General features: G+C 68.8%; 19 protein-coding genes and 1 riboswitch. All 19 genes read right to left on the bottom strand.

Annotation, left to right across the window (positions count from 1 at the left end; translation table 11 throughout):
- Nucleotides 1-58: 58 nt before the first annotated feature.
- Complete coding sequence (gene metF, locus DID99_RS19275) at nucleotides 59-889, bottom strand: methylenetetrahydrofolate reductase [NAD(P)H] (RefSeq protein WP_044846364.1); 831 nt, start codon at nucleotides 887-889, stop codon at nucleotides 59-61.
- Between the two features lie 24 nt (nucleotides 890-913).
- The gene (locus DID99_RS19270) at nucleotides 914-1,267 is read right to left on the bottom strand and encodes a phage holin family protein (protein ID WP_006477367.1); all 354 of its coding nucleotides are present in this window, start codon (nucleotides 1,265-1,267) and stop codon (nucleotides 914-916) included.
- Nucleotides 1,268-1,440: 173 nt separating this feature from the next.
- Nucleotides 1,441-2,859, bottom strand: a complete 1,419-nt coding sequence (gene ahcY, locus DID99_RS19265; protein ID WP_124486873.1) for an adenosylhomocysteinase — start codon at nucleotides 2,857-2,859, stop codon at nucleotides 1,441-1,443.
- 34 nt (nucleotides 2,860-2,893) lie between these two features.
- Nucleotides 2,894-3,010: riboswitch (S-adenosyl-L-homocysteine riboswitch) on the bottom strand.
- A 77-nt stretch (nucleotides 3,011-3,087) separates the two neighbouring features.
- The gene (locus DID99_RS19260; protein WP_044846366.1) at nucleotides 3,088-3,822 is read right to left on the bottom strand and encodes an RNA polymerase sigma factor FliA; all 735 of its coding nucleotides are present in this window, start codon (nucleotides 3,820-3,822) and stop codon (nucleotides 3,088-3,090) included.
- A 22-nt stretch (nucleotides 3,823-3,844) separates the two neighbouring features.
- Entirely contained in the window at nucleotides 3,845-4,663 is an 819-nt protein-coding gene (locus tag DID99_RS19255; protein WP_124486872.1) for a MinD/ParA family protein, read from the bottom strand.
- Nucleotides 4,656-6,437, bottom strand: coding sequence for a flagellar biosynthesis protein FlhF (flhF, locus tag DID99_RS19250; RefSeq protein WP_124667302.1), 1,782 nt, complete (start codon nucleotides 6,435-6,437; stop codon nucleotides 4,656-4,658). The genes DID99_RS19255 and flhF overlap by 8 nt, the downstream gene beginning before the upstream one ends.
- Nucleotides 6,434-8,536, bottom strand: coding sequence for a flagellar biosynthesis protein FlhA (gene flhA, locus DID99_RS19245; protein ID WP_044846369.1), 2,103 nt, complete (start codon nucleotides 8,534-8,536; stop codon nucleotides 6,434-6,436). The genes flhF and flhA overlap by 4 nt, the downstream gene beginning before the upstream one ends.
- Nucleotides 8,533-9,732 (bottom strand): flagellar biosynthesis protein FlhB, encoded by a 1,200-nt coding sequence (gene flhB, locus DID99_RS19240; RefSeq protein WP_124667301.1) that lies wholly within the window; start codon nucleotides 9,730-9,732, stop codon nucleotides 8,533-8,535. Before flhB ends, flhA begins: the two co-directional genes overlap by 4 nt.
- A gap of 416 nt (nucleotides 9,733-10,148) precedes the next feature.
- A complete protein-coding gene (locus tag DID99_RS19235) occupies nucleotides 10,149-10,529 on the bottom strand; it encodes a DUF805 domain-containing protein (protein WP_124571387.1) in 381 nt (126 codons plus the stop codon).
- A 359-nt stretch (nucleotides 10,530-10,888) separates the two neighbouring features.
- Nucleotides 10,889-11,386: a VOC family protein gene (locus tag DID99_RS19230; protein ID WP_124667300.1), complete on the bottom strand. Its 498-nt coding sequence runs from the start codon at nucleotides 11,384-11,386 to the stop codon at nucleotides 10,889-10,891.
- A 143-nt stretch (nucleotides 11,387-11,529) separates the two neighbouring features.
- A complete protein-coding gene (locus tag DID99_RS19225; protein ID WP_124667299.1) occupies nucleotides 11,530-12,786 on the bottom strand; it encodes a DUF3443 domain-containing protein in 1,257 nt (418 codons plus the stop codon).
- 16 nt (nucleotides 12,787-12,802) lie between these two features.
- Nucleotides 12,803-13,306, bottom strand: a complete 504-nt coding sequence (locus DID99_RS19220; RefSeq protein ID WP_124486866.1) for a DUF2844 domain-containing protein — start codon at nucleotides 13,304-13,306, stop codon at nucleotides 12,803-12,805.
- A gap of 287 nt (nucleotides 13,307-13,593) precedes the next feature.
- Entirely contained in the window at nucleotides 13,594-14,325 is a 732-nt protein-coding gene (cheZ, locus tag DID99_RS19215) for a protein phosphatase CheZ (protein WP_124486865.1), read from the bottom strand.
- Between the two features lies 1 nt (nucleotide 14,326).
- Nucleotides 14,327-14,722, bottom strand: a complete 396-nt coding sequence (cheY, locus tag DID99_RS19210; protein ID WP_006754880.1) for a chemotaxis response regulator CheY — start codon at nucleotides 14,720-14,722, stop codon at nucleotides 14,327-14,329.
- Nucleotides 14,723-14,789: 67 nt separating this feature from the next.
- Entirely contained in the window at nucleotides 14,790-15,881 is a 1,092-nt protein-coding gene (locus DID99_RS19205; protein ID WP_124667298.1) for a chemotaxis response regulator protein-glutamate methylesterase, read from the bottom strand.
- Complete coding sequence (gene cheD, locus DID99_RS19200; protein ID WP_124520477.1) at nucleotides 15,878-16,639, bottom strand: chemoreceptor glutamine deamidase CheD; 762 nt, start codon at nucleotides 16,637-16,639, stop codon at nucleotides 15,878-15,880. The genes DID99_RS19205 and cheD overlap by 4 nt, the downstream gene beginning before the upstream one ends.
- Entirely contained in the window at nucleotides 16,636-17,649 is a 1,014-nt protein-coding gene (locus DID99_RS19195; RefSeq protein ID WP_124486863.1) for a CheR family methyltransferase, read from the bottom strand. The genes cheD and DID99_RS19195 overlap by 4 nt, the downstream gene beginning before the upstream one ends.
- Nucleotides 17,650-17,652: 3 nt before the next feature.
- Entirely contained in the window at nucleotides 17,653-19,626 is a 1,974-nt protein-coding gene (locus DID99_RS19190) for a methyl-accepting chemotaxis protein (protein WP_124571382.1), read from the bottom strand.
- Between the two features lie 37 nt (nucleotides 19,627-19,663).
- Entirely contained in the window at nucleotides 19,664-20,179 is a 516-nt protein-coding gene (gene cheW, locus DID99_RS19185; protein ID WP_039320139.1) for a chemotaxis protein CheW, read from the bottom strand.
- Nucleotides 20,180-20,204 lie beyond the last annotated feature (25 nt).

Here is a 20,204-nt window from a genome sequence, read left to right as displayed (position 1 = left end):
AAAAGCCCAGCCGGTTTTGCCGGCGGGGCTTTCGACGCATGCAACCGCGTGATGACGCTTACATGGAGAGCCGTTCGCAGATAGTCCGCGTCGCGGCCGCCGCGTTCAGCGTATAGAAGTGCAGGCCCGGCACGCCCGCGTCGATCAGGCGCTGGCACAGGCTCGTGACGACGTCCGCGCCGAACGCACGGATCGCGTCGCGATCGTCGCCGAAGCTCTCGAGCCGGCGCGCGACCCAGCGCGGCACTTCCGCGCCGCACATTTCCGAGAAGCGCATCAGCTGCGAGAAGTTCGTGATCGGCATGATGCCCGGCACGATCGGCACGTCCACCCCCAGCTTGCGCGCATCCTCGACGAAGCGGAAATACGCGTCGGCATTGAAGAAGTATTGCGTGATCGCGGAATTCGCGCCGGCTTTCACCTTGCGCGCGAAGTTCTCGAGGTCGGCCTTCGGCGAGCGCGATTGCGGGTGGTATTCCGGATAGCCGGCGACTTCGATGTGGAACCAGTCGCCATGCTCGGCGCGGATGAAGCTGACGAGCTCGGACGCATAACGCAGCTCGCCGACCGCGCCCATCCCCGACGGCAGGTCGCCGCGCAGCGCGACGATATGCCGGATGCCGTGCGAGCGGTACTGGTCGAGGATCGCGCGCAGGTTGTCGCGCGACGAGCCGATGCACGACAGGTGCGGCGCGGCCTCGAGGCCGTCCTTCTGCATGTCGAGCACGGTATCGAGCGTGCCCTGCTGCGTCGAGCCGCCGGCGCCGAACGTCACGGAGACGAATTTCGGCTTCAGCGGCAGCAGCTGCGCACGCGTCGCGCGCAGCTTCTCGACGCCCTCCGCCGTCTTCGGCGGGAAGAATTCAAACGAGAGTTCGATCGGTTTCATGATTCGCAAGAGTGAGCCCGGCCGTCAGCCGATGTCGCGCTGCCCGAAGATCAGCGCGGACAGCAGCCACGACACGATGCTGTACAGGATCGAACCGAAGAACGCCGACCAGAAACCCGACACCTCGAACCCCTTCAGCAGCGACGACGCGAACCAGAAGCACAGCGCGTTCACGACGAGGATGAACACCCCGAGCGTGACGATCGTGACGGGCAGCGTCAGCAGGATCAGCACCGGCCGGATCACCGTGTTGATCAGGCCCAGCACGACCGCGATGATCAGCGCGGTGCCGAAGCTCTTGATGTGGATCGACGGCACGAGGTACGTGATGATCAGCAGCGCGAGGGCGTTGATGACCCAGGTGAGGATGACGCTCATGGAGGGCTCCGGTTCGGTTGTCGATCTGGTCGGTCAATGCTCGGTGACCGCCGCCGGCCGCCACGCGTGCCCGCGCAGCGGCGGACATGACGCGACGGCCGGCGATCCGGCACCGTGCCGCCGTACCGCGCCCGCCCGATGCGGGACGCACGCGGCACGGCGGCGGCGGCGCATCAGTAGCGGTAGTGGTTCGGCTTGAACGGGCCGTCCTTCTGCACGCCGATGTACGCAGCCTGCTCGTCCGACAGCACGGACAGGTTCGCGCCGATGCGCGCGAGGTGCAGGCGCGCGACCTTCTCATCGAGGTGCTTCGGCAGCACGTACACCTTGTTCTCGTACTCGTTGCCGCGCACGAACAGCTCGATCTGCGCGAGCGTCTGGTTCGCGAACGAGTTCGACATCACGAACGACGGGTGGCCGGTCGCGCAGCCGAGGTTCACGAGGCGGCCTTCGGCCAGCAGGATCACGCGCTTGCCGTCCGGGAAGATGATGTGGTCGACCTGCGGCTTGATGTTTTCCCACTGGTACTGGCGGGTCGACGCGACATCGATTTCCGAGTCGAAGTGGCCGATGTTGCAGACGATCGCGTTGTGGCGCATCGCCTTCATGTGATCGTGGTTGATCACGTGGTAGTTGCCGGTCGCCGTCACGAAGATGTCGGCCTTGTCGGCCGCGTATTCCATCGTCACGACGCGGTAGCCTTCCATCGCCGCCTGCAGCGCGCAGATCGGGTCGATTTCGGTGACCCACACGGTCGCGCCCAGGCCGCGCAGCGACTGCGCGCAGCCCTTGCCCACGTCGCCGTAGCCCGCGACGACCGCGACCTTGCCCGCGATCATCACGTCGGTCGCGCGCTTGATGCCGTCGACGAGCGATTCGCGGCAGCCGTACAGGTTGTCGAACTTCGACTTCGTGACCGAGTCGTTCACGTTGAACGCCGGGAACGGCAGGCGGCCGTCCTTTTCCATCTGGTACAGGCGGTGCACGCCGGTCGTGGTTTCTTCGGTCACGCCCTTGATGTGCGCGAGGCGCGTCGAGTACCAGGTCGGGTCCGCGTCGAGGTGCTTCGCGATCGACTTGTACAGCGCGACTTCTTCCTCGTTGGTCGGCTTCGCGATCACCGAACGGTCCTTCTCGGCCTTCGAGCCGAGGATCAGCAGCAGCGTTGCGTCGCCGCCGTCGTCCAGGATCATGTTCGCGAATTCGCCGTTCGGCCATTCGAAGATGCGGTGCGAGAACTCCCAGTATTCGTCGAGCGACTCGCCCTTGAACGCGAACACCGGCGTGCCGGCTTCGACGATCGCGGCCGCGGCATGGTCCTGCGTCGAGAAGATGTTGCACGACGCCCAGCGCACGTCCGCGCCGAGCGCCTTCAGCGTCTCGATCAGCACGCCGGTCTGGATCGTCATGTGCAGCGAACCGGCGATGCGCGCGCCCTTCAGCGGCTGCTGCGCCTTGTATTCGTCGCGGATCTGCACGAGGCCCGGCATTTCGGTCTCGGCGATGTTCAGTTCCTTGCGGCCCCAGCCGGCAAGCGCCATGTCGGCGACGATGTAATCCTTGGAAGCCTGGGAATCGATAATGGCGTTCATCACGCCCTCCTTTCTAAAAAAGTTCTAGAAATTGGTGACGTGAGCGCCGTTCAGGAAGCGGGGCCGGTGCAAATATCGCCGCACGGCTGCTTGGTGAAGCTTTCCGAGCCTGGCGGACGCAGGATGGTCCGTCGCAACGCTCCTCGGAAAACGGGAGGGATTGTAGCAAATCGGCGCGGGAAATGCGCGCCGCGCGCGGCATCGGCGCGCGTGGGCGCAATGAAAGGGTCAGTTCTCCGCGCCGACCCAAGCCTGTTCGCGCAACCGCGCGCGCAGGCGCGCGACGGCCTGGCTGTGCAGCTGGCACACGCGCGACTCGCTGACTTCGAGCACCGCGCCGATCTCGCGCAGGTTCAGCCCGCGCTCGTAGTACAGCGACATCAGCAGCTTCTCGCGCTCGGGCAGCCGGTCGATCGCGTCGACGAGCGCCTCGCGCAGGTGGTCGTCGAGCAGCGCCGACAGCGGATCGGCATGATCGACGCGATAGCGGTCGAGGAACGGCTCGTCGTCGGCTGCGCGGTCGAAATCCTCGTAATAGATGAGCTGGCTGCCGTGCAGGTCCTGCAGCATCCCCTGGTATTCGTCGAGCGGCATCTTCAGGTGCTGCGCGATCTCGGTCTCGCTCGCCGAGCGGCCGAGCTGCTGCTCGACCTGGTGCACCGCGTGCTCGACCTCGCGTGACGTCTTGCGCAGGCTGCGCGGCAGCCAGTCGTTGCTGCGCAGCTCGTCGAGCATCGCGCCGCGGATGCGCTGGGTCGCGTAGGTCTCGAACTGCGCGCCCTGGTCTTCCTTGTAGCGGCCGGCCGCGTCCATCAGGCCGATCATGCCGGCCTGGATCAGGTCGTCGAGGTCGACGCTCGCCGGCATCTTCGCGACGAGCTGCAGCCCCAGGCGCCGCACGAGCGGCGCGTATTGCGCGAGCACGTCGGCCTGGGTCATCTTTCCCTGAGCGTTGTACATCATGGCTCTCTCCTTGCGGTGGCGCTCACGCGGCGTGCGCCGCACCCGCCTCGTAAGACGGCTTGCCGCCCGCATGCACGGCGCGCCCCGCGCCCGTGCCCGGGCGCATCGGCCAGTACAGCAGGTCGGCGGCAATCTGCCGGTAATCGCGCGCGGCGGCCGACGACGGAAACGCGTCGACCGCGGTATGCATCAGGTCGCGCGCATGCTCGACGAGCGGATCGGCGTTCACGCAGCCGGCGTCGGCGATCGACACCGTCAGGTAGCGGCTCGCGACGCCCGCGAGGTTGTCGAATGCGGTCCTCGCGTCGGCGTGGCTGCCGACGTGATTGGTCAGCACGCGGAACTGCGCGACCGCGTGCGCGAAATGCAGCCGCTTCATGCACGCGTACGCCTCGGTGATCGCCTGCGCGGCGACCCGCGTGACGATCAGCACGTCGTGCGCCTCGCGCGCGAGCGCGGAGAACCCGCCGTCGGCGCCGAGCTGCGCGTCGACCAGCACGATGTCGGCCTGGCCGTCGACGAAGTCGCTCAGTTCCGTATCGTCGTAGCCGTCGCGTGCGAGCCGCGCGGCCGCGCACAGGCCGAAGCCGGCGGCGACGCGCGTGCGTTCGCCGTCGCGCAGCCACGCGCCCGCGAGCGTCGCCGTGGCCGAGTGCACGTCGGCGCGCTCGTCGACGACGAGCACGTCCTTGCCGAGCGCGGTCAGCGCCGCCGCGAGGTTCACGACGGTGGACGTGCAGCCGACGCCCGCCGGCCCGCCCGTCACTGCGACGATGCGCGACGCGCGCCCGGCCAGCAGGCGCCGCAGCCCTTCGGCCTGATCGATGATCCGTTTATCCAAATCGCACCTCGTGCAGCTCGGCGGTGGAACGTGCGGTCAGTGCGGACAGCAGCGTCGGCATGTCTTCGTCTTGCGGCACGAAGGGCGAGCCGTCGCGCGGCACACAGAACGCGCTCTTCAGCAGGAATTTGGTCGACGCGACGTACAGGTTCTCCGGCACCTTCTGGCCGGTCGACACGTAGTGGACCGGCAGCTTGTAGCGGATCACCGTGTCGAGCACGCCGCCGAGGTGGGTCGCCTCGTCGAGCTTGGTCAGGATGCAGCCGGCGAGATCGGGGTGTGCCGCGTGCGGATGGTCGGCCGCGCTGCGGTAGGCCTGGACGACCTCGTTGAGCGTGTCGCCGTGGCTCGTCGCGTTGAGCAGCAGCAGGCGCTGCACCGGCGCGTTCGCACCGTGCAGCATCGCGATCTGGTCGGACAGCGCGCGGTCGCGCTGGCTCATGCCGATCGTGTCGATCAGCACGATGTGCTTGTTGCGCAGCTCGGACAGCGCGAGCTCGAGATCACCCGCATCCTTCACCGCATGCACGGGGACGCCGAGGATCTTGCCGAAGATGCGCAGCTGCTCGTGGCCGCCGATCCGGTAGCTGTCGGTGGTCAGCAGCGCGACCTTGCTCGCGCCGAAGCGCATCACGCAGCGCGCGGCGAGCTTCGCGGTGGTGGTCGTCTTGCCGACGCCGGTCGGCCCCATCAGCGCGAACACGCCGCCGCGCTCCATCAGCGCGTCTTCGCTCTCGAGCACCGGCAGGTTCGCCGCGAGCACCGACTGCGCCCAGTCGGCGGCCTGCTCGAAGGTCTGCGCGCCGTCGCCGGACGGCAGGTTGTCGACCAGCATGCGCACCAGCTGCGCGGAGAAGCCGGCCGAGAACAGGTGCCGGGTCAGCGCGCCGTGCACCGGGCTGCGGCGCTGGCGGTCGTGCCACATCAGGCTGTCGAACTGCGCTTCCATCATCCCGCGCATCGCGCCGAGCTCGTGCATCACCGTGTCGTTGACGATGCTCTCGACGCGCGCCTTCACCGCGTCGGCCACCGCGGCGGCAGCCTCGGCGGACAGGCGCGTGCGTTCGGCCGGCTTCGCGGCGCCCGTTTCGCCCTGACGGGCCGTCGCGGCGGCAGCCGGCGGCATCCGGCGCTCGGCGTCGCGCACGATGTCGCGCGCCCAGGCGGCCGGCGTCGCGGATGCGGCGTCCTGCTGCATGCGGGCCGGCGCTTGCGGGGCGGCCGGCGCGGCCTGCGCGCGGGCGATCAGCGCTTCGCGCTGCTGGGTCAGGCGTTTCGCGTGCTCGACGAGCCACGGCGCGGGTTCGGACGCTGCCGACGGCGTGCCGGCAGCGGTGATCGGCGCAACGGGCGCAACCGATGCCGCGGCCGTTGCGTGCGCGTCGGCATCCGCGTCGAAGGCGGTCGGTTCCGCGGCCGGCTCCGTCGCTTCGGCGCGCGCGCCGAACACCGAGGAAAACACGTCCGGGAGCCCACCCTCGCCTGCCGCATACGGATTGACGGCCGGGCGCGCGAGCCCGGCACCCGGGCGCGACACGATGCCCGGCACGGCTGCGGCCGGCACGGATTCCGGCGTGCGCGGCGGAAGGCTGCGCGCCCGGGCCGCGGCCGGCGGCGCGACCGCGGCGAGATCCGAATCGGCGAGCGCGACGATTTCGACACTGCCGTCATCGAGCGTGCGGTTCGACAGCACGACGGCGTCGGCACCCAGTGCCTCGCGCACGAGGCGGAGCGCGTCGCGGCTGGTCGCGCCGGTGAATTTGCGAATGTTCAAGCGGAACCCCCGATGACGTTAACGACTTTGATCGTGCGCGTGTCCGGCACTTCGGCATACGACAGCACTTTCAGTTGCGGCAGGCTGCGGCGCAGGAAACGCGCGAGCATCGCGCGCAGCGCGTGCTGCACCAGCAGCACGGGCGGCAGCCCGAGATTCTGTTGACGCAGCATCGCTTGCTGCGTGCCGGTCAGAAGGTTGTGCGCGAGGCCGGGTTCGAGGCCCGGGTTCGCGCCGGTGGCGAGCGCCTGCGACAGCACGCGCTCGAGATTCGAATCGAGGCCCATCACCTGCATCTCGCCCGCGCCCGGATACCACTGCTGCGTGATCGCCCGGCCGAGCGACAGCCGCACCGCGGCGGTGATCTCGTACGCGTCGCCGCGGCCCGCGTGTTCGGACACGGCCTCGAGGATCGTGCGCATGTCGCGGATCGGCACGCCTTCCTCGAGCAGGTTCTGCAGCACTTTCTGCAGCGTCGTCAGCGAGATCGTCTTCGGCACGAGGTCCTCGACGAGCGACGGCGCATCCTTGCCGGTGCGCTCGACGAGCGACTGCACTTCCTGGCGGCCGAGCAGCTCGGCCGCGTGCTGCACGACCAGATGGTTCAGGTGGGTCGCGACGACCGTGCTCGCATCGACGACCGTGTAGCCGTACACCTGCGCCTGCTCGCGCATCGCGACGTCGATCCACACGGCCGGCAACCCGAACGCCGGATCCTGCGTCGTGGCGCCCGGCAGCGCGGCCGTCACCTGGCCCGGGTTGATCGCGAGCCACTGGCCCGGGAACACTTCGCCCGTGCCGATCTCGACGCCCTTCAGCGCGATCCGGTATGCGTTCGGCCGCAGCTCGAGGTTGTCGCGGATGTGGATCACCGGCGGCAGGAAGCCGATTTCCTGCGCGAATTTCTTGCGGATGCTCTTGATGCGCTTGAGCAGCTCGCCGTCGCTGTTCTTGTCGACGAGCGGGATCAGCCGGTAGCCGACTTCGAGGCCGAGCGGATCGATCAGCTGCACGTCGTCCCAGGTCGCCTCGTGGCTGTCGCCCGGCAGCGCGGCGGGCGGTGCGATCTCGGTCACGTCGCCGGCCGCCACGCGGGCCGCCGCGCGACGCGTCTGCGTGCGGGCCAGCCAGATCGCGCCGCCGCCGAGCGCGAGGAACGCGACGTGCGGCATGCCCGGGATCAGCCCCATCAGCACGATGATCGCGCCGGTGATGTTGAGCACGCGCGGGTTGGTGAACAGCTGGCCGGTGATCTGCGTGCCGATGTCCTCGTCGGTCGCGACGCGCGACACGATCACGCCGGCCGCGGTCGAGATCACGAGCGACGGGATCTGCGCGACGAGGCCGTCGCCGATCGTCAGCAGCGTGTAGTTGGTGCCGGCCGCTGCAAAGCTCATGTCGTGCTGCACCATTCCGACGATCAGCCCGCCGATCACGTTGATCGCCATGATGATCAGGCCCGCGATCGCGTCGCCGCGCACGAACTTCGACGCGCCGTCCATCGACCCGTAGAACTCGGCTTCCTGCGACACGGCGAGGCGCCGCTTGCGCGCCTGTTCCTCGTTGATGAGGCCCGCGTTCAGGTCGGCGTCGATCGCCATCTGCTTGCCGGGCATCGCGTCGAGCGTGAAGCGCGCGGACACTTCGGCGATCCGCCCCGCGCCCTTCGTGATCACCATGAAGTTGATGATCATCAGGATCACGAACACGACGATGCCGACCGCGAAATTGCCGCCGACGAGGAAGTGGCCGAACGCCTCGATCACCTGGCCGGCCGCGTCGGGGCCGGTGTGGCCTTCGAGCAGCACGACGCGCGTCGACGCGACGTTCAGCGACAGCCGCAACAGCGTCGAGAACAGCAGCACGCTCGGGAACGCCGCGAAGTCGAGCGGCTTCATCGTGTACATGCTGACGAGCAGCACCATCACCGACAGCGCGATGTTGAACGTGAACAGCAGATCCAGCAGCAGCGGCGGCAGCGGCAGGATCATCATCCCCAGGATCATGCAGATGAGGATCGGACCCGCGAGCGCGCGCAGGTTGGTGCCCGCGAACGGGTTCGGGCGTTTGGCGAACAGGCCGGTGGTCGGGGTGCTCATGCTGCGTTCCCTTGCTTGCCGAGCGTGTCTTCGGCTTCTTCACGCTCGTCGGCGGCGGCGACCGACGACCCCTTGTCGAGGTCGGCCGGCACGTCGAGATCGACCGGCGCGGCCGGGAAGGCGCCGCCTTCCGAGCGGAAACGCTTGAGCTGGTAGACCCACGCGAGCACTTCGGCGACAGCCGAGTACAGCGAGCCGGGAATCTCGCGTTCGAGTTCGACGTTGTGATACAGCGCACGCGCGAGCGGCGGCGCCTCGAGCAGCGGCACGTTGTGCTCGGCCGCGAGTTCGCGGATGCGCGCAGCGACGAGGTTCACGCCCTTCGCGACGACCTTCGGCGCACGCATCTCGCCGTCCGTGTACTGCAGCGCGACGGCGAAGTGCGTCGGGTTCGTGACGACCACGTCGGCCTTCGGCACGGCGGCCATCATCCGGCGCCGCGCGATCGCGCGCTGCTGCTGGCGGATGCGGCCCTTCACGTGCGGATCGCCTTCGTTCTCGCGATGCTCGCGCTTCACTTCTTCCTTCGTCATGCGCAACTTCTTGTTGTACTGCCAGAGTTGGTAAGGCACATCGAGCGCGGCGACCACCAGCATCCCGGCGACCGTCGTGCCGCAGCACACGGCGACCAGATGCATCGCATCGGCGAGCGCCGAGCCGAGCGGCTGGGTCGCGAGACCGAGCAGCTCGTCCTTGCTGCGCCAGATCGCGATCCCGCCGATCCCGCCGACGACGAGCGTTTTCGCGAGCGACATCCCGAGCTGGATCGGCCCCTGGATCGAGAACATCCGGCCCAGGCCCGAGATCGGGTTCAGGCGGTCGAACTTCAGCTCGAAGGTCTTCTGCGAGATCAGCCAGCCGCCGAGCGCCATTGGCGCGAGCAGCGCGGCGAGGCCGGTGAGCGCCAGGATCGGCAGCAGCGCGGCGAGACCCTCGAGGCTCGCGCTGCCGGCCGCCGACAGCATCCGGTGCGTGTCGAACGCGGTCGCGCGATCGAACGCGAACGCACCGCGCAGCATCGTCTGGAGGTGGGCGCCCGACGGACCCGCGAGCAGCCACGCGCCGTAGAACCCGGCCGCGAGCAGCGCGAACGAAGCCAGCTCGCGCGAACGCGCGACCTGCCCCTCCTCGCGCGCCTTCTCGCGGCGCCTCGGAGTGGCGGCTTCGGTTCTGTCGAGATCGCTCTCGTCTGCCACGGGGCCTCCAGTCGGGTACGGCGAAATGCCGTTCTCCAGTGACACCGATTATTCATGCGCCCGTCAAACGCCGATCGGTCGAGCAAAGCCTGGAAAGGGGGGTATTTCGAGGAATCGGGCGAGCGGGGGCGGCGGACAGCCGGCGGGCAGCCGGCGGGCGGGTGCGGCGCGCGGGGAGACGATGGAAACCGCGTTCGCGGGCGCGGTGGCGCGGTGACGTGGTGACGTGGTGACGTGGTGACGTGGTGACGTGGATGAAGGTGTGAAGCGGGGAAGCGGCGAAGCGGCGAAGCGGGAAATGGGGAAACGGTGAAGCGTGGGATCTGCCAAGCAGCCAAGCCGCGAAGCAAGGCAGCCGTGAAGCGATCGTCGGCCCGCCCCGACACGACGGCGTCGCGCGTCGGGGCGGGCGGCGCTCAGATCGCCGGAATCGGATCCGAGCCGTAACGGTTCGGGCCGTTGGTGCCGCGCGAGCACATCCACACGAGCAGCAGAATCCCGCCGACGAGCGGAATGAGCGCGATCAGCAGGAACCAGCCCGAGCGGCCCGTATCGTGCAGGCGGCGGACGGTGACCGCGAGGCTCGGCAGCACCAGCGCGAGCGACACGACGGCCGCGACGATCATCAGCAGCAGCGAGATCGCGCTCGTGTCCGGCCCCACCATGGTGATCGCCTGGCAGAGGATCGACACGACGCTCGTGAGCAACGCGAAATACCAGTATTCCGCGCGGCGCGCGCGGCCCTCGAATTTCGCGTATTGATTGAGTGCGGCACGAACGGCTTCACTGAAACTCATCTTATTGCCCTCATGTTTTATATCGACGACCTCGGAAACAACGCGGGCATTATAAGTTTGAATTTCTTCGCATCGCATCTCCTTTCGCATGCTGACCGTCTCTCACGCCGTCTTTCGCATTACCGGAGCGGCCGCAGCGGCAGCGTGCCGTATCGCCAGCGCGCATGTCACGTCATTTTTATAATCGCGACGACCTGACGCAAATAGCAGCAAGATAATCCACGACTTGATTACACCAGCGTGAAACGCATCTCGATCGATAATCGAAACGATCGTTCTGCGCTGATTGACCGACCGGCCGGGAATATCGTCGGACGTCGCGTGCGCACGTCGAAACGGCACGTCCCGGCCGGCGTTCGCTAGCCGGCCGCCGCCTGCTGCAACGCGCCGAGATCGAGCTTCTTCATCTTCATCACCTGCGCCATCACGCGTTCGGCGCGTGCCGGGTCGCCCGCCATCAGTTCGGGCATCTGCACCGGCACCACCTGCCACGACACGCCGAAGCGGTCGCGCAGCCAGCCGCACTGCTGCGCGCGCTCGTCGCCGCCTTCGGCCAGGGCCGCCCAGTAGCGGTCGATCTCCTGCTGGTCGCGGCAGTTGACGACGAACGACACGGCCGGTGTGAGCGGGAACGCCGGGCCGCCGTTCAGCGCGAGAAACGCCTGCCCGTCCAGTTCGAACGACACCGTCATCACCGTGCCCTCCGCCTGCCCCGACGCCTGCGCGCCGGACTTGCCGTAACGGGCGACGTGCAGGATGCGCGCGTCGTCGAACACCGACACGTAGAAGCGGGCGGCCGCCTCGGCGTCGTGGTCGAACCACAGAAACGGCGTGATGCGTTGGATACGCTGGCTCATGGCGCTGTCTCCTCGATGTCGTGCCGGCACCGGTGCCGGTCTTATATCGTAGGCGCTGGCGCGGCGTTCCCCGGTAATCCGGGTTGAACCATAAAAAAGGGGCGATCGCTCGCCCCCTTCGTGCTGCTGCCGTCCGTGCGCGATCAGAACGCGACGTAAGGCTGCGCGCCGCCGGTCGCGGTCCGGTCCATCCCGAAGTAAATCGTCTTGCCGTAGAAGTGCGGCATGCCGAGATCGAGCCAGCCGGCCGCGCCGAACGGGCCGGCGATGTCGTTGAACGCGAACGTCGACGCATTCGCGAACAGCGAATCGGCGTTCGCGACGGGCATCGACACGCCGCCCGACTTCCCGTTCTGGCCGGTCAGCGTCGCCGTATAAGTGGTCGTCGACGACGGGCAGTAGAACTGCGTGTTGGTCGTACAGGCCTTCTGCGCCGAATCGTTGAAGAAGTACGCGTTCGAGCCCGTATCGAAGAACGCGGTCACGTTGCCGCCGAGGAACGTCGCACTCACGTCGCCCGTCGTCGTCGACGTCAGCACCGTCGACGCCCCCAGCGCATTGTTGCCCTGCGTGCCGATCCCGAACGTCAGCAGGCCCGTCGCGCTGCCCTGCCCGCTGCTCGAGATGTTCGGCATCTGCACGATCACGCCGTTGTTGTCGGTCGCGAAGCGATGGACCGGGTTGGCCACCTGCTGCGCGACCGGCACCAGCGCCACGGCGCAGCTCGCATTGCCGTTCGGGCACGCGTAGTAGTTGTTGGACGTCGCCGACGTCGACGTCGCGCAGCTCGTGCCGCAATCGACCGGCGCCGGCCCGATGCCGAGGATGCCGTTCGCGCCGAGGTCGCTCGCCGTGTTGGCCGACGTCCTGGCGCCGTTGTTCGAGCAGGAGCTCGGTACGTTGGTCGTGCCGAGATCGCCGATGATCTGCACCGGCAGCGAACCCGCCTGCTCGGTACCGATCGACAGGTCGACGGTACGCACCGAGCCCCACGTGAAGCTCGACACGAACTTGCCGCACTCGGCGACCGGCGCGCCGCCGCTCGTCGTCTGCGGCAGGTTGTTCAACACGCCCGACGACAGCGCGCTGCTGACCAGCCGCAGCCCGTACGACGCGGTGTCGACGAGCACGTTGTTGACCACCTGGCAGTTCGTCGTGCCCGGCACGCAGATCTTCACGTTGACGGTCGGGATGTTGATCACGTGCGCGACGCCGGTGCCGACCGTGATCACGGCCGTGTTCGCGGTATTGCCGTCCGATACGTTGGAGCCGCCGCCATTGCCGCCGCCGCTGCCGCCGCCGTTGTCATCGCCGCCGCCGCAGGCGGTCACGAGCATGGCCGTCACGGCCGCGACGCTCAGCAGCCCGAGCCAGCGCCTGAAGGTACGAGGAATTCTCAAGATCGCTCTCCCGCTGTCACTGGATGTCGTTGCCGGTCAGCCCGGCAGGCAGCGCCGCCGGCAGCCACGCCTGGCCCGCGAAGGCGCCCATGTGGCCGCCCGTGCGGATCACGAGGCCGCTCGTGTCGACGGACACGGGCGCGCGCCAGCCGCGCGCCGCATGCGCCGCCTGGACGCCGGCCGTGTACTGCGGGAAATAGCTGCCGAGCAGCGACTCGAGATCCGGCATGCTCGGCCCGCGCCAGGCGAGGCCGAACACGGTGCCGGCCGCGCTCGCGTATTCGTGGATGACGGTGCCCGATCCGAGCGTGATCTCGCGGACGGTGTAGGCGGCCGCGCTCGCCTGCGCGCCGTCGGCGGAGCGCATCGCGCGCTGCAGCGCGCGCACCGTGGCGGCGTGATCGTCCGCCGGCGGCGACATCGGTGCGCCGCCCAGTTCGGCCTGTGCGTGGACGGCCCACAGCACACCCATTGCAGCCGTCGCGTGCGCGGCGGCCCAGCCCAAGCGTTTCAGCTTCACGTTCCCCCCCAAAGGGACTGGCTTCGTTGCCGGCGGTGCCGCCATCAGGCACGGCGCCGCGGGCCAACAAATCAAAGTCTTAAGAATGACGCTTCGTTGCTGCTGATGCGTAGTATGCCTGCGGAGTGTGTCGGAGTGTCAAATCAACGATGCATGACGCGGCGCAGCATGACGAGCGACACGACCCGCGCGCGCGGGGGGGCTCGGCGGGAGAGGCAGGGTGAAAGCCACGCACACCGGGCGCTCCGCGAACGGAGAGCGGCGCGGTGGCGTGCGGTGCGGCACGGTCAGAAGCCGAGACTCGCGAGCAGGTCGTCGACCTGCGCCTGGTCCTGCACGACGTCGGACTTGCCTTCCGGTGCGATCTGCGGCCCGTTCAGCAGCGACTCGGGGCTGCCGGTCGCGCTGATCTGCTCGGCCGCGAGCGCGGCCGCGGTCGCCGCGAACTGCTCGCGCCGCTCGGGCGCGATGTTCTCGACGAGCACGGTGAGCAGCTGCTGCTCGATCAGATAGACCATGTCCATGATCTTCTTGATCACCTGCCCGGTCAGGTCCTGGAAATCCTGCGCGAGCATGATCTCGAGCAGCTGCGCGCTGGTCGCGGACGTCGCTTCGGGCAGCGCGCGCAGGAACGTGCGCGTGTCGTCCATCAGCTCGCGCACGTCCGCATGCTCGATCGGCGCCGCGTACCACTGCGCCCAGCGCGCGTCAAGCGCCTCGGCCTCGCTCTGGATGCGCGCCTGCACCGGCTTCGCGACCTCGATCGCGTTCAGCACGCGCTCGGCCGCCTGCTCGGTCATCGTCGCGACGTAGCGCAGCCGGTCGCGTGCATCGGGCACGGCTTCCGCCGCGCGCTCGACATGCTTGTCGAGCCCGAGCTCGCGCATCGAATCGCGCAGCGTGCGCGTGACGTGGCCGATGCGCGCGAGGATCCGGTCGCTCGCGTAATCGGCGCCTTCGGCGTGGCCGTCGGCGCTGAACGCAGCGCCGGCGAGCGCCGCATGGATCGGCTCGTTCACGTCAGCTCCCGGCCTTGGCCATCTTGTCGATGATCTTGTTCAGCTTCTCGTCGAGCGTCGCGGCCGTGAACGGTTTCACGACGTAGCCGCTCGCGCCGGCCTGCGCGGCCGCGATGATGTTCTCCTTCTTCGACTCGGCCGTGACCATCAGCACCGGCAGATGCGTGAGCGTCGCGTCCGCGCGGATTTCCTTCAGCATCGCGAGGCCGTCGAGGTTCGGCATGTTCCAGTCCGAGATCACGAAGTCGAAGCCGCCGCCGCGCAAGCGCGCGAGGCCGGCCGCGCCGTCCTCGGCTTCGTCGACGTTCGTGTAGCCCAGTTCCTTGAGCAGGTTGCGGACGATCCTGCGCATCGTCGGGAAATCGTCCACCACCAGGATTTTCATGCTCTTGTCCATCGTCGTTCCTTTGCAGATTCGTTACCGTCGGGGCCCGCGGCTTCGCACGTGCCCCGTGACATTTCATTCAGACGCGTTGCACGCGGTCACCCATCGTCGCCAGCCGCGCCATCACGCGCCGGCTCATCTCGGCAAGCGGCGCGACCTCGTCCGCGCCGCCGAGCGCGATCGCCTCGCGCGGCATCCCGAACACGATGCAGCTCGCCTCGTCCTGCGCGAACGTGTGGGCTCCCGCGCGCTTCATGTCCAGCAGGCCGGCCGCGCCGTCGCGCCCCATCCCCGTGAGGATCACGCCGATCGCGTTCTTGCCCGCGTGCTGCGCCGCCGAGCGGAACAGCACGTCGACCGACGGCCGGTGGCGGTTCACCGGCGGCTCGTCGGACAGCTGCGCGATGTAGTTCGCGCCGCTGCGCGCGAGCAGCAGGTGCGCATGGCCCGGTGCGATGTACGCATGGCCCGGCAGCACGCGCTCGCCGTGCTCGGCTTCCTTCACCGCGATCCGGCACAGGCCATTCAGCCGCTGCGCGAACGACTTCGTGAAGCCGGGCGGCATGTGCTGCGCGATCAGCACCGCCGGCGCATCCGGCGGCAGCGGCGTCAGCACCTCGCGGATCGCCTCGGTGCCGCCCGTCGACGCGCCGATGATGATCAGCTTCTCGGTACTGACGAGCGGGTTGTTGATCATCGGCGCGGCCGGCTGGCCGCTCGCGGTGCGCGCCGCGGCCTGCGGCTGCGGCGCCTGGCGCACGCGGGCGCGCGACGCCGCGCGGATCTTGTCCGCGAGCTTTTCCGCGTAGTCGAGCATGCCGTCGCGGATTCCGACGCGCGGCTTCGTGACGAAATCCACCGCGCCGAGTTCGAGCGCGCGCAGCGTGATCTCGGAGCCGCGCTCGGTCAGCGACGACACCATCACGACCGGCATCGGCCGCAGGCGCATCAGCTTCTCGAGGAAGTCGAGGCCGTCCATGCGCGGCATTTCGACGTCCAGCGTCAGGACGTCCGGGTTGTGCTGCTTGATGAGTTCGCGCGCGACGAGCGGATCCGGCGCGGTCGCGCATACCGTCATGTCGGGCTGGCTGTTGATGATCTCCGTCATCAGGCTGCGGATCAGCGCCGAATCGTCGACGCACAACACTTTGATCTTCTGCACTGCGGTCATGCCTCCTGCTTTCTCGAATGGTTGGCCGCGTACGGGCTGCCGGCGTTCGGGCTGGTGGCCTTCGCGTTCGCCGGCTGCGCGCCCGCGCCGCCGCGTGCGCCGAACAGCTCGATGCGCGGGCGCGCCGGCGGCGGCGCGGCCGGGCGCTTCGCCGCGAACAGCTCGACGTGCGCGCGCGTCCGGGCGGCGTGCACGCGGTCGGCCTCGCGCGCCAGCGCGGCTTCGCGCTCGGTCACGCCCGGCACCTGCAGCCGCAGCTTCTTCACCATCGCGCGCCCGCTGCGCGGCATGAACGCGACCTTGCGCGGGTGCACGCCCTGCAGGTCCTCCGCGGTGATGCGGATGCGCTCGAGCGCGAGATAGCGGCGCACGAAATCCGCGTTGCGGTCGCCGATGTTGATGGTCGTCATCCCTGCCAGCACGGCCGCGCCGCCGAACACCTTCGCCTCGAGGCGCTCGCGGCGCCCGCCGGCCTTGATCAGTTCGTTCATCAGCACTTCCATCGCATACGCGCCGTAGCGCATCGACTCCGATGCGGCCGCGCCGGCGTCGGCGCCGTCGTCGGGCAGCATGAAGTGATTCATCCCGCCGATGCCCGCGATCGGGTCGTGCAGGCACGCGGCGACGCACGAGCCGAGCACGGTCATCAGCACCATGTCCTCGGACGTCGTGTAGAACTCGTTCGGCAGCAGCTTCACGCCGGGGCGCTCGAAGTGGTTGTCGAAGTAACGATTGGTGGCGATCGGCAGCGCGCTCATCCGCGTTCTCCGTAAGCGGGCGCGGCGCCCGCGGCACGCGCATGGGCGCGCGGCGGCACCGCCGCGGCCGGCGCCGCGCCGCGCGGGCGCAGGCCCGGCGCGGCGTCGTGCCCCAAGGGCACTTCCTTCGGGGCGCGCGTCAGCTCGTACACCGTCTGCCCGCGCAGCCGGAACGCCTGCGAGACGTAGGTGAAATTCTCCGAATGCCCGGCGAACAGCAGCCCGCCCGGTTTCACGAGCGGCTCGAAGCGCGACAGCACCTGCCCCTGCGTCGGCTTGTCGAAATAGATCATCACGTTGCGGCAGAAGATCGCGTCGAACGGCTTCGCGATCCCGTAGTCGGCATCGGTCAGGTTCAGCTGCTCGAAGCGGATCATCGCGCGCAGCTCCGGGCGCACCTTCACGCGGCCGGCCTGCGCGCCGGTGCCCTTCAGGAAGAAGCGCTTGAGCCGCTCCGGGCTCAGGTGCTTGACCTGGTCGTACGTATAGATGCCGGCCTCGGCCTTCGCGAGCACCTGCGTGTCGAGGTCGGTCGCGAGGATCGATGCGCCGCGCGCAGCCGATTCGCCGAGCGCCTCGATCAGCGTGATCGCGATCGAATAGGGCTCCTCGCCGGTCGACGCCGCCGAGCACCACACCGACACGGGCGCCGCGCGCCCCTTCACGAAGTCGGCCAGGATCGGGAAATGGTGCGACTCGCGGAAGAACGCGGTCAGGTTCGTCGTCAGCGCGTTGGTGAACGCCTCCCACTCGAGCGGATCGTCCTCCTGCTCGAGCAGGTCGAGGTAGTCGCGGAACGTGTCGAGGCCGCGGGCGCGCAGCCGGCGCGCGAGCCGGCTGTACGCCATGTCGCGCTTGTGCTCGGACAGCGAGATGCCCGCGCGTTGATGAATCAGCGCGCGGATGCGTGCGAAATCCGCGCCGGTGAACGCGAAGTCGCGCCCCGGCTCGCCCGCGCGGGGCGAGGCATCCGGTGCATCGGGTCGAAACGGTGCGCGCGCAGACGGCATGGCTTAGAAGGTCTCCCAGTCGTCATCGGACGTGCCGGCCGCGGCCAGCGCCGGCTTCTCGCTGCTCAGCGCCGGACGCACCAGCGCGGGCTTGTCGGCCGGCTTGTGCGCCGGTGCGGCGGCCGCCTTCGCGAGACGCGGGCCGTAGCCGCCCGCGGCCGGCGCTTCCTTCGCCGCGCGTGCGGCGGCGTCCGGCGCACGCTTCGTTTCGTGGCTCGCGGCCGGTGCCGATGCATGTGACGCATGCGACGCGGGCGCAGGCGACGCGCGGCGCGCCGGCTGAGCGGCCGCCTGCGGTGCCGGCAATGCGGCCGGCGCGGTTACATGGCGGCGTTCCGACGGCGACGCCAGCGCCGGCGCCGGCGCCGATGCGTGCGCGGCCGGGCGTGCGGCGCCGCGCGACGGCGCGACGAGCGCGATGCCGCCCGCGACGCGCCACGCCGACACGACCGCCTTCATCTGGCGCGTCTGCTCCTCGAGCGACGCGGCGGCCGCCGCGGCCTGCTCGACGAGCGCCGCGTTCTGCTGCGTGACGGAATCCATCTGGCCGACCGCGCGATTGACCTGCTCGATGCCGGTCGACTGCTCGTCCGACGCGGCGCTGATCTCGCCCATGATGTCGGTCACGCGGCGCACGGCCTGCACGATCTCGTCCATCGTCGAGCCGGCCCGCGCGACGAGCGCCGACCCGCTGTCGACCTTCTCGGCCGAATCGCCGATCAGCTGCTTGATTTCCTTCGCGGCGCTCGCGCTGCGCTGCGCGAGCGAGCGCACTTCGCCCGCGACCACCGCGAAGCCGCGGCCCTGCTCGCCGGCCCGCGCGGCTTCGACCGCCGCGTTCAGCGCGAGGATGTTGGTCTGGAATGCGATGCCTTCGATCGTGCCGATGATGTCGACGACCTTGCCCGAGCTGGCCGCGATGTCCTGCATCGTCGACACGACCTGGCCGACCACCTCGCCGCCCTGCGTCGCGATGTCGGACGCGTTTACCGCGAGCTGGCTCGCCTGCCGCGCGTTCTCCGCGTTCTGCCGCACGGTGCCGGTGAGCTGCTCCATGCTCGATGCGGTTTCCTGCAGCGACGCGGCCTGCTCCTCGGTGCGCTGCGACAGGTCGGTGTTGCCGGTCGAGATCTCGCGCGCGCCGACGTCGATCGATTCGGTGCCGCGATGCACGGCCTGCACCATCGCCGTCACGGCGTCCTGCATCCGCTTGATGCCGCCGAACAGGCGGCCGATCTCATTGTTGCTGAAGACGTTCACCGGCTGCGTGAGGTCGCCGCCGGCGATCCGCTCGAAGTGCGCGATCGCGTCCTCGAGCGGCTTCACGATCAGCCCGCGCAGCACGAAGCGGATCGCGATCACGACGACGAACGCGATCGCGATGCCGGCCGCGATCAGGCCGATCATCAGCGAGATCTGCGACTGCGTCGCGGTCTGGCGGTCGTTCGCGCGCTTCTGCAGCGCCGCGACCACGGCCGATGCCGTCTGGTCGTACGCGACGAACATCGGGCTGATCTTCGTGTCGGCGACCGCGTGATACGCGGCCATGTCGCCCGCGCGCGCGGCCGCGAACTCGGGCTCGACGCCTTCCTTCACGATCGTCGTATAGCGTGCGGTGAGCTCGTCGACGAGCGCCTGCTCGATGCCGAGCTTCGGCGTGGCCTGGAACGCCTGCCAGTTCTGGCTCGACTTCGCGTACAGCTCCTGCGCGCGGTCGAGCACCTTGCCCGCCTCGGCCGTGTTGCCGGCTTCGGTCAGGGTGCGGAAGCGGTCGAGCGCCACGCGCGCGCGCAGCAACTGCGCCGACGTGTCGTCGAGCGCATGGATCGCCGGCAAGTCGACGTGCGCGATCTCGTCGAGCGAGCGGCTCGCGCGATCGAGCGCGTAGAGGCCGAGCCCGCCGACCGCGGCGGCCAGGCCCACGAGGATGAGTCCGACCGCCGTGAGCGTCGTGCGGATCGACCAGTTATGCAACATTGCAGATTCTCCCGAAGTTCCTGCGCGCGCGGCGCGCTTACGCGCCGAGCGTCTCGATCAGCGCCATTTCCCGGCTCGACATCAGCTTCTCGATGTCCATCAGGATCAGCATCCGGCCGTCGACCGTGCCGAGGCCCGTGAGGTACTCGGTCGTCAGCGTCGCGCCGAATTCCGGCGCCGGCATGATCTGGTCGGTCTGCAGCGTCAGCACGTCCGACACGCCGTCGACCACCATCCCGACCACGCGGTTCGACACGTTCAGGATGATCACCACCGTCTGGTGGTCGTACTCGACGCGGCCGAGATGGAACTTGATCCGCATGTCGACGATCGGCACGATGATCCCGCGCAGGTTGATCACGCCCTTGATGAAGTCCGGCGCGTTCGCGATGCGCGTGACGCTGTCGTAGCCGCGGATTTCCTGCACCTTCAGGATGTCGATCCCGTACTCCTCGTCGCCGAGCGTGAAGACGAGGAATTCCTGGCCCGTCGCATCGCCCTGCTCCGCATCGCGGCGGCTGGTTGCCGCGTTCGCCGCGGCCGGATTGATCATTTGGACTTCAGCGGACACGTTTGCC

Source organism: Burkholderia sp. Bp8986 (genome assembly GCF_003854225.1).
GTDB lineage: Bacteria > Pseudomonadota > Gammaproteobacteria > Burkholderiales > Burkholderiaceae > Burkholderia.
Note: the sequence above shows the minus strand (reverse complement) of the source record. Positions and strands in the feature narration are given on the sequence as shown.

Excerpts from the sequence above, each read along its gene's own strand:
- metF (WP_044846364.1), bottom strand. The coding sequence starts at position 889 with ATGAAACCGATCGAACTCTCGTTTGAATTCTTCCCGCCGAAGACGGCG.
- DID99_RS19270 (WP_006477367.1), bottom strand. The coding sequence starts at position 1,267 with ATGAGCGTCATCCTCACCTGGGTCATCAACGCCCTCGCGCTGCTGATC.
- ahcY (WP_124486873.1), bottom strand. The coding sequence starts at position 2,859 with ATGAACGCCATTATCGATTCCCAGGCTTCCAAGGATTACATCGTCGCC.
- DID99_RS19260 (WP_044846366.1), bottom strand. The coding sequence starts at position 3,822 with ATGATGTACAACGCTCAGGGAAAGATGACCCAGGCCGACGTGCTCGCG.
- flhA (WP_044846369.1), bottom strand. The coding sequence starts at position 8,536 with ATGAGCACCCCGACCACCGGCCTGTTCGCCAAACGCCCGAACCCGTTC.
- DID99_RS19235 (WP_124571387.1), bottom strand. The coding sequence starts at position 10,529 with ATGAGTTTCAGTGAAGCCGTTCGTGCCGCACTCAATCAATACGCGAAA.
- DID99_RS19230 (WP_124667300.1), bottom strand. The coding sequence starts at position 11,386 with ATGAGCCAGCGTATCCAACGCATCACGCCGTTTCTGTGGTTCGACCAC.
- cheY (WP_006754880.1), bottom strand. The coding sequence starts at position 14,722 with ATGGACAAGAGCATGAAAATCCTGGTGGTGGACGATTTCCCGACGATG.
- DID99_RS19205 (WP_124667298.1), bottom strand. The coding sequence starts at position 15,881 with ATGACCGCAGTGCAGAAGATCAAAGTGTTGTGCGTCGACGATTCGGCG.
- cheD (WP_124520477.1), bottom strand. The coding sequence starts at position 16,639 with ATGAGCGCGCTGCCGATCGCCACCAATCGTTACTTCGACAACCACTTC.
- DID99_RS19195 (WP_124486863.1), bottom strand. The coding sequence starts at position 17,649 with ATGCCGTCTGCGCGCGCACCGTTTCGACCCGATGCACCGGATGCCTCG.
- DID99_RS19190 (WP_124571382.1), bottom strand. The coding sequence starts at position 19,626 with ATGTTGCATAACTGGTCGATCCGCACGACGCTCACGGCGGTCGGACTC.
- cheW (WP_039320139.1), bottom strand. The coding sequence starts at position 20,179 with ATGATCAATCCGGCCGCGGCGAACGCGGCAACCAGCCGCCGCGATGCG.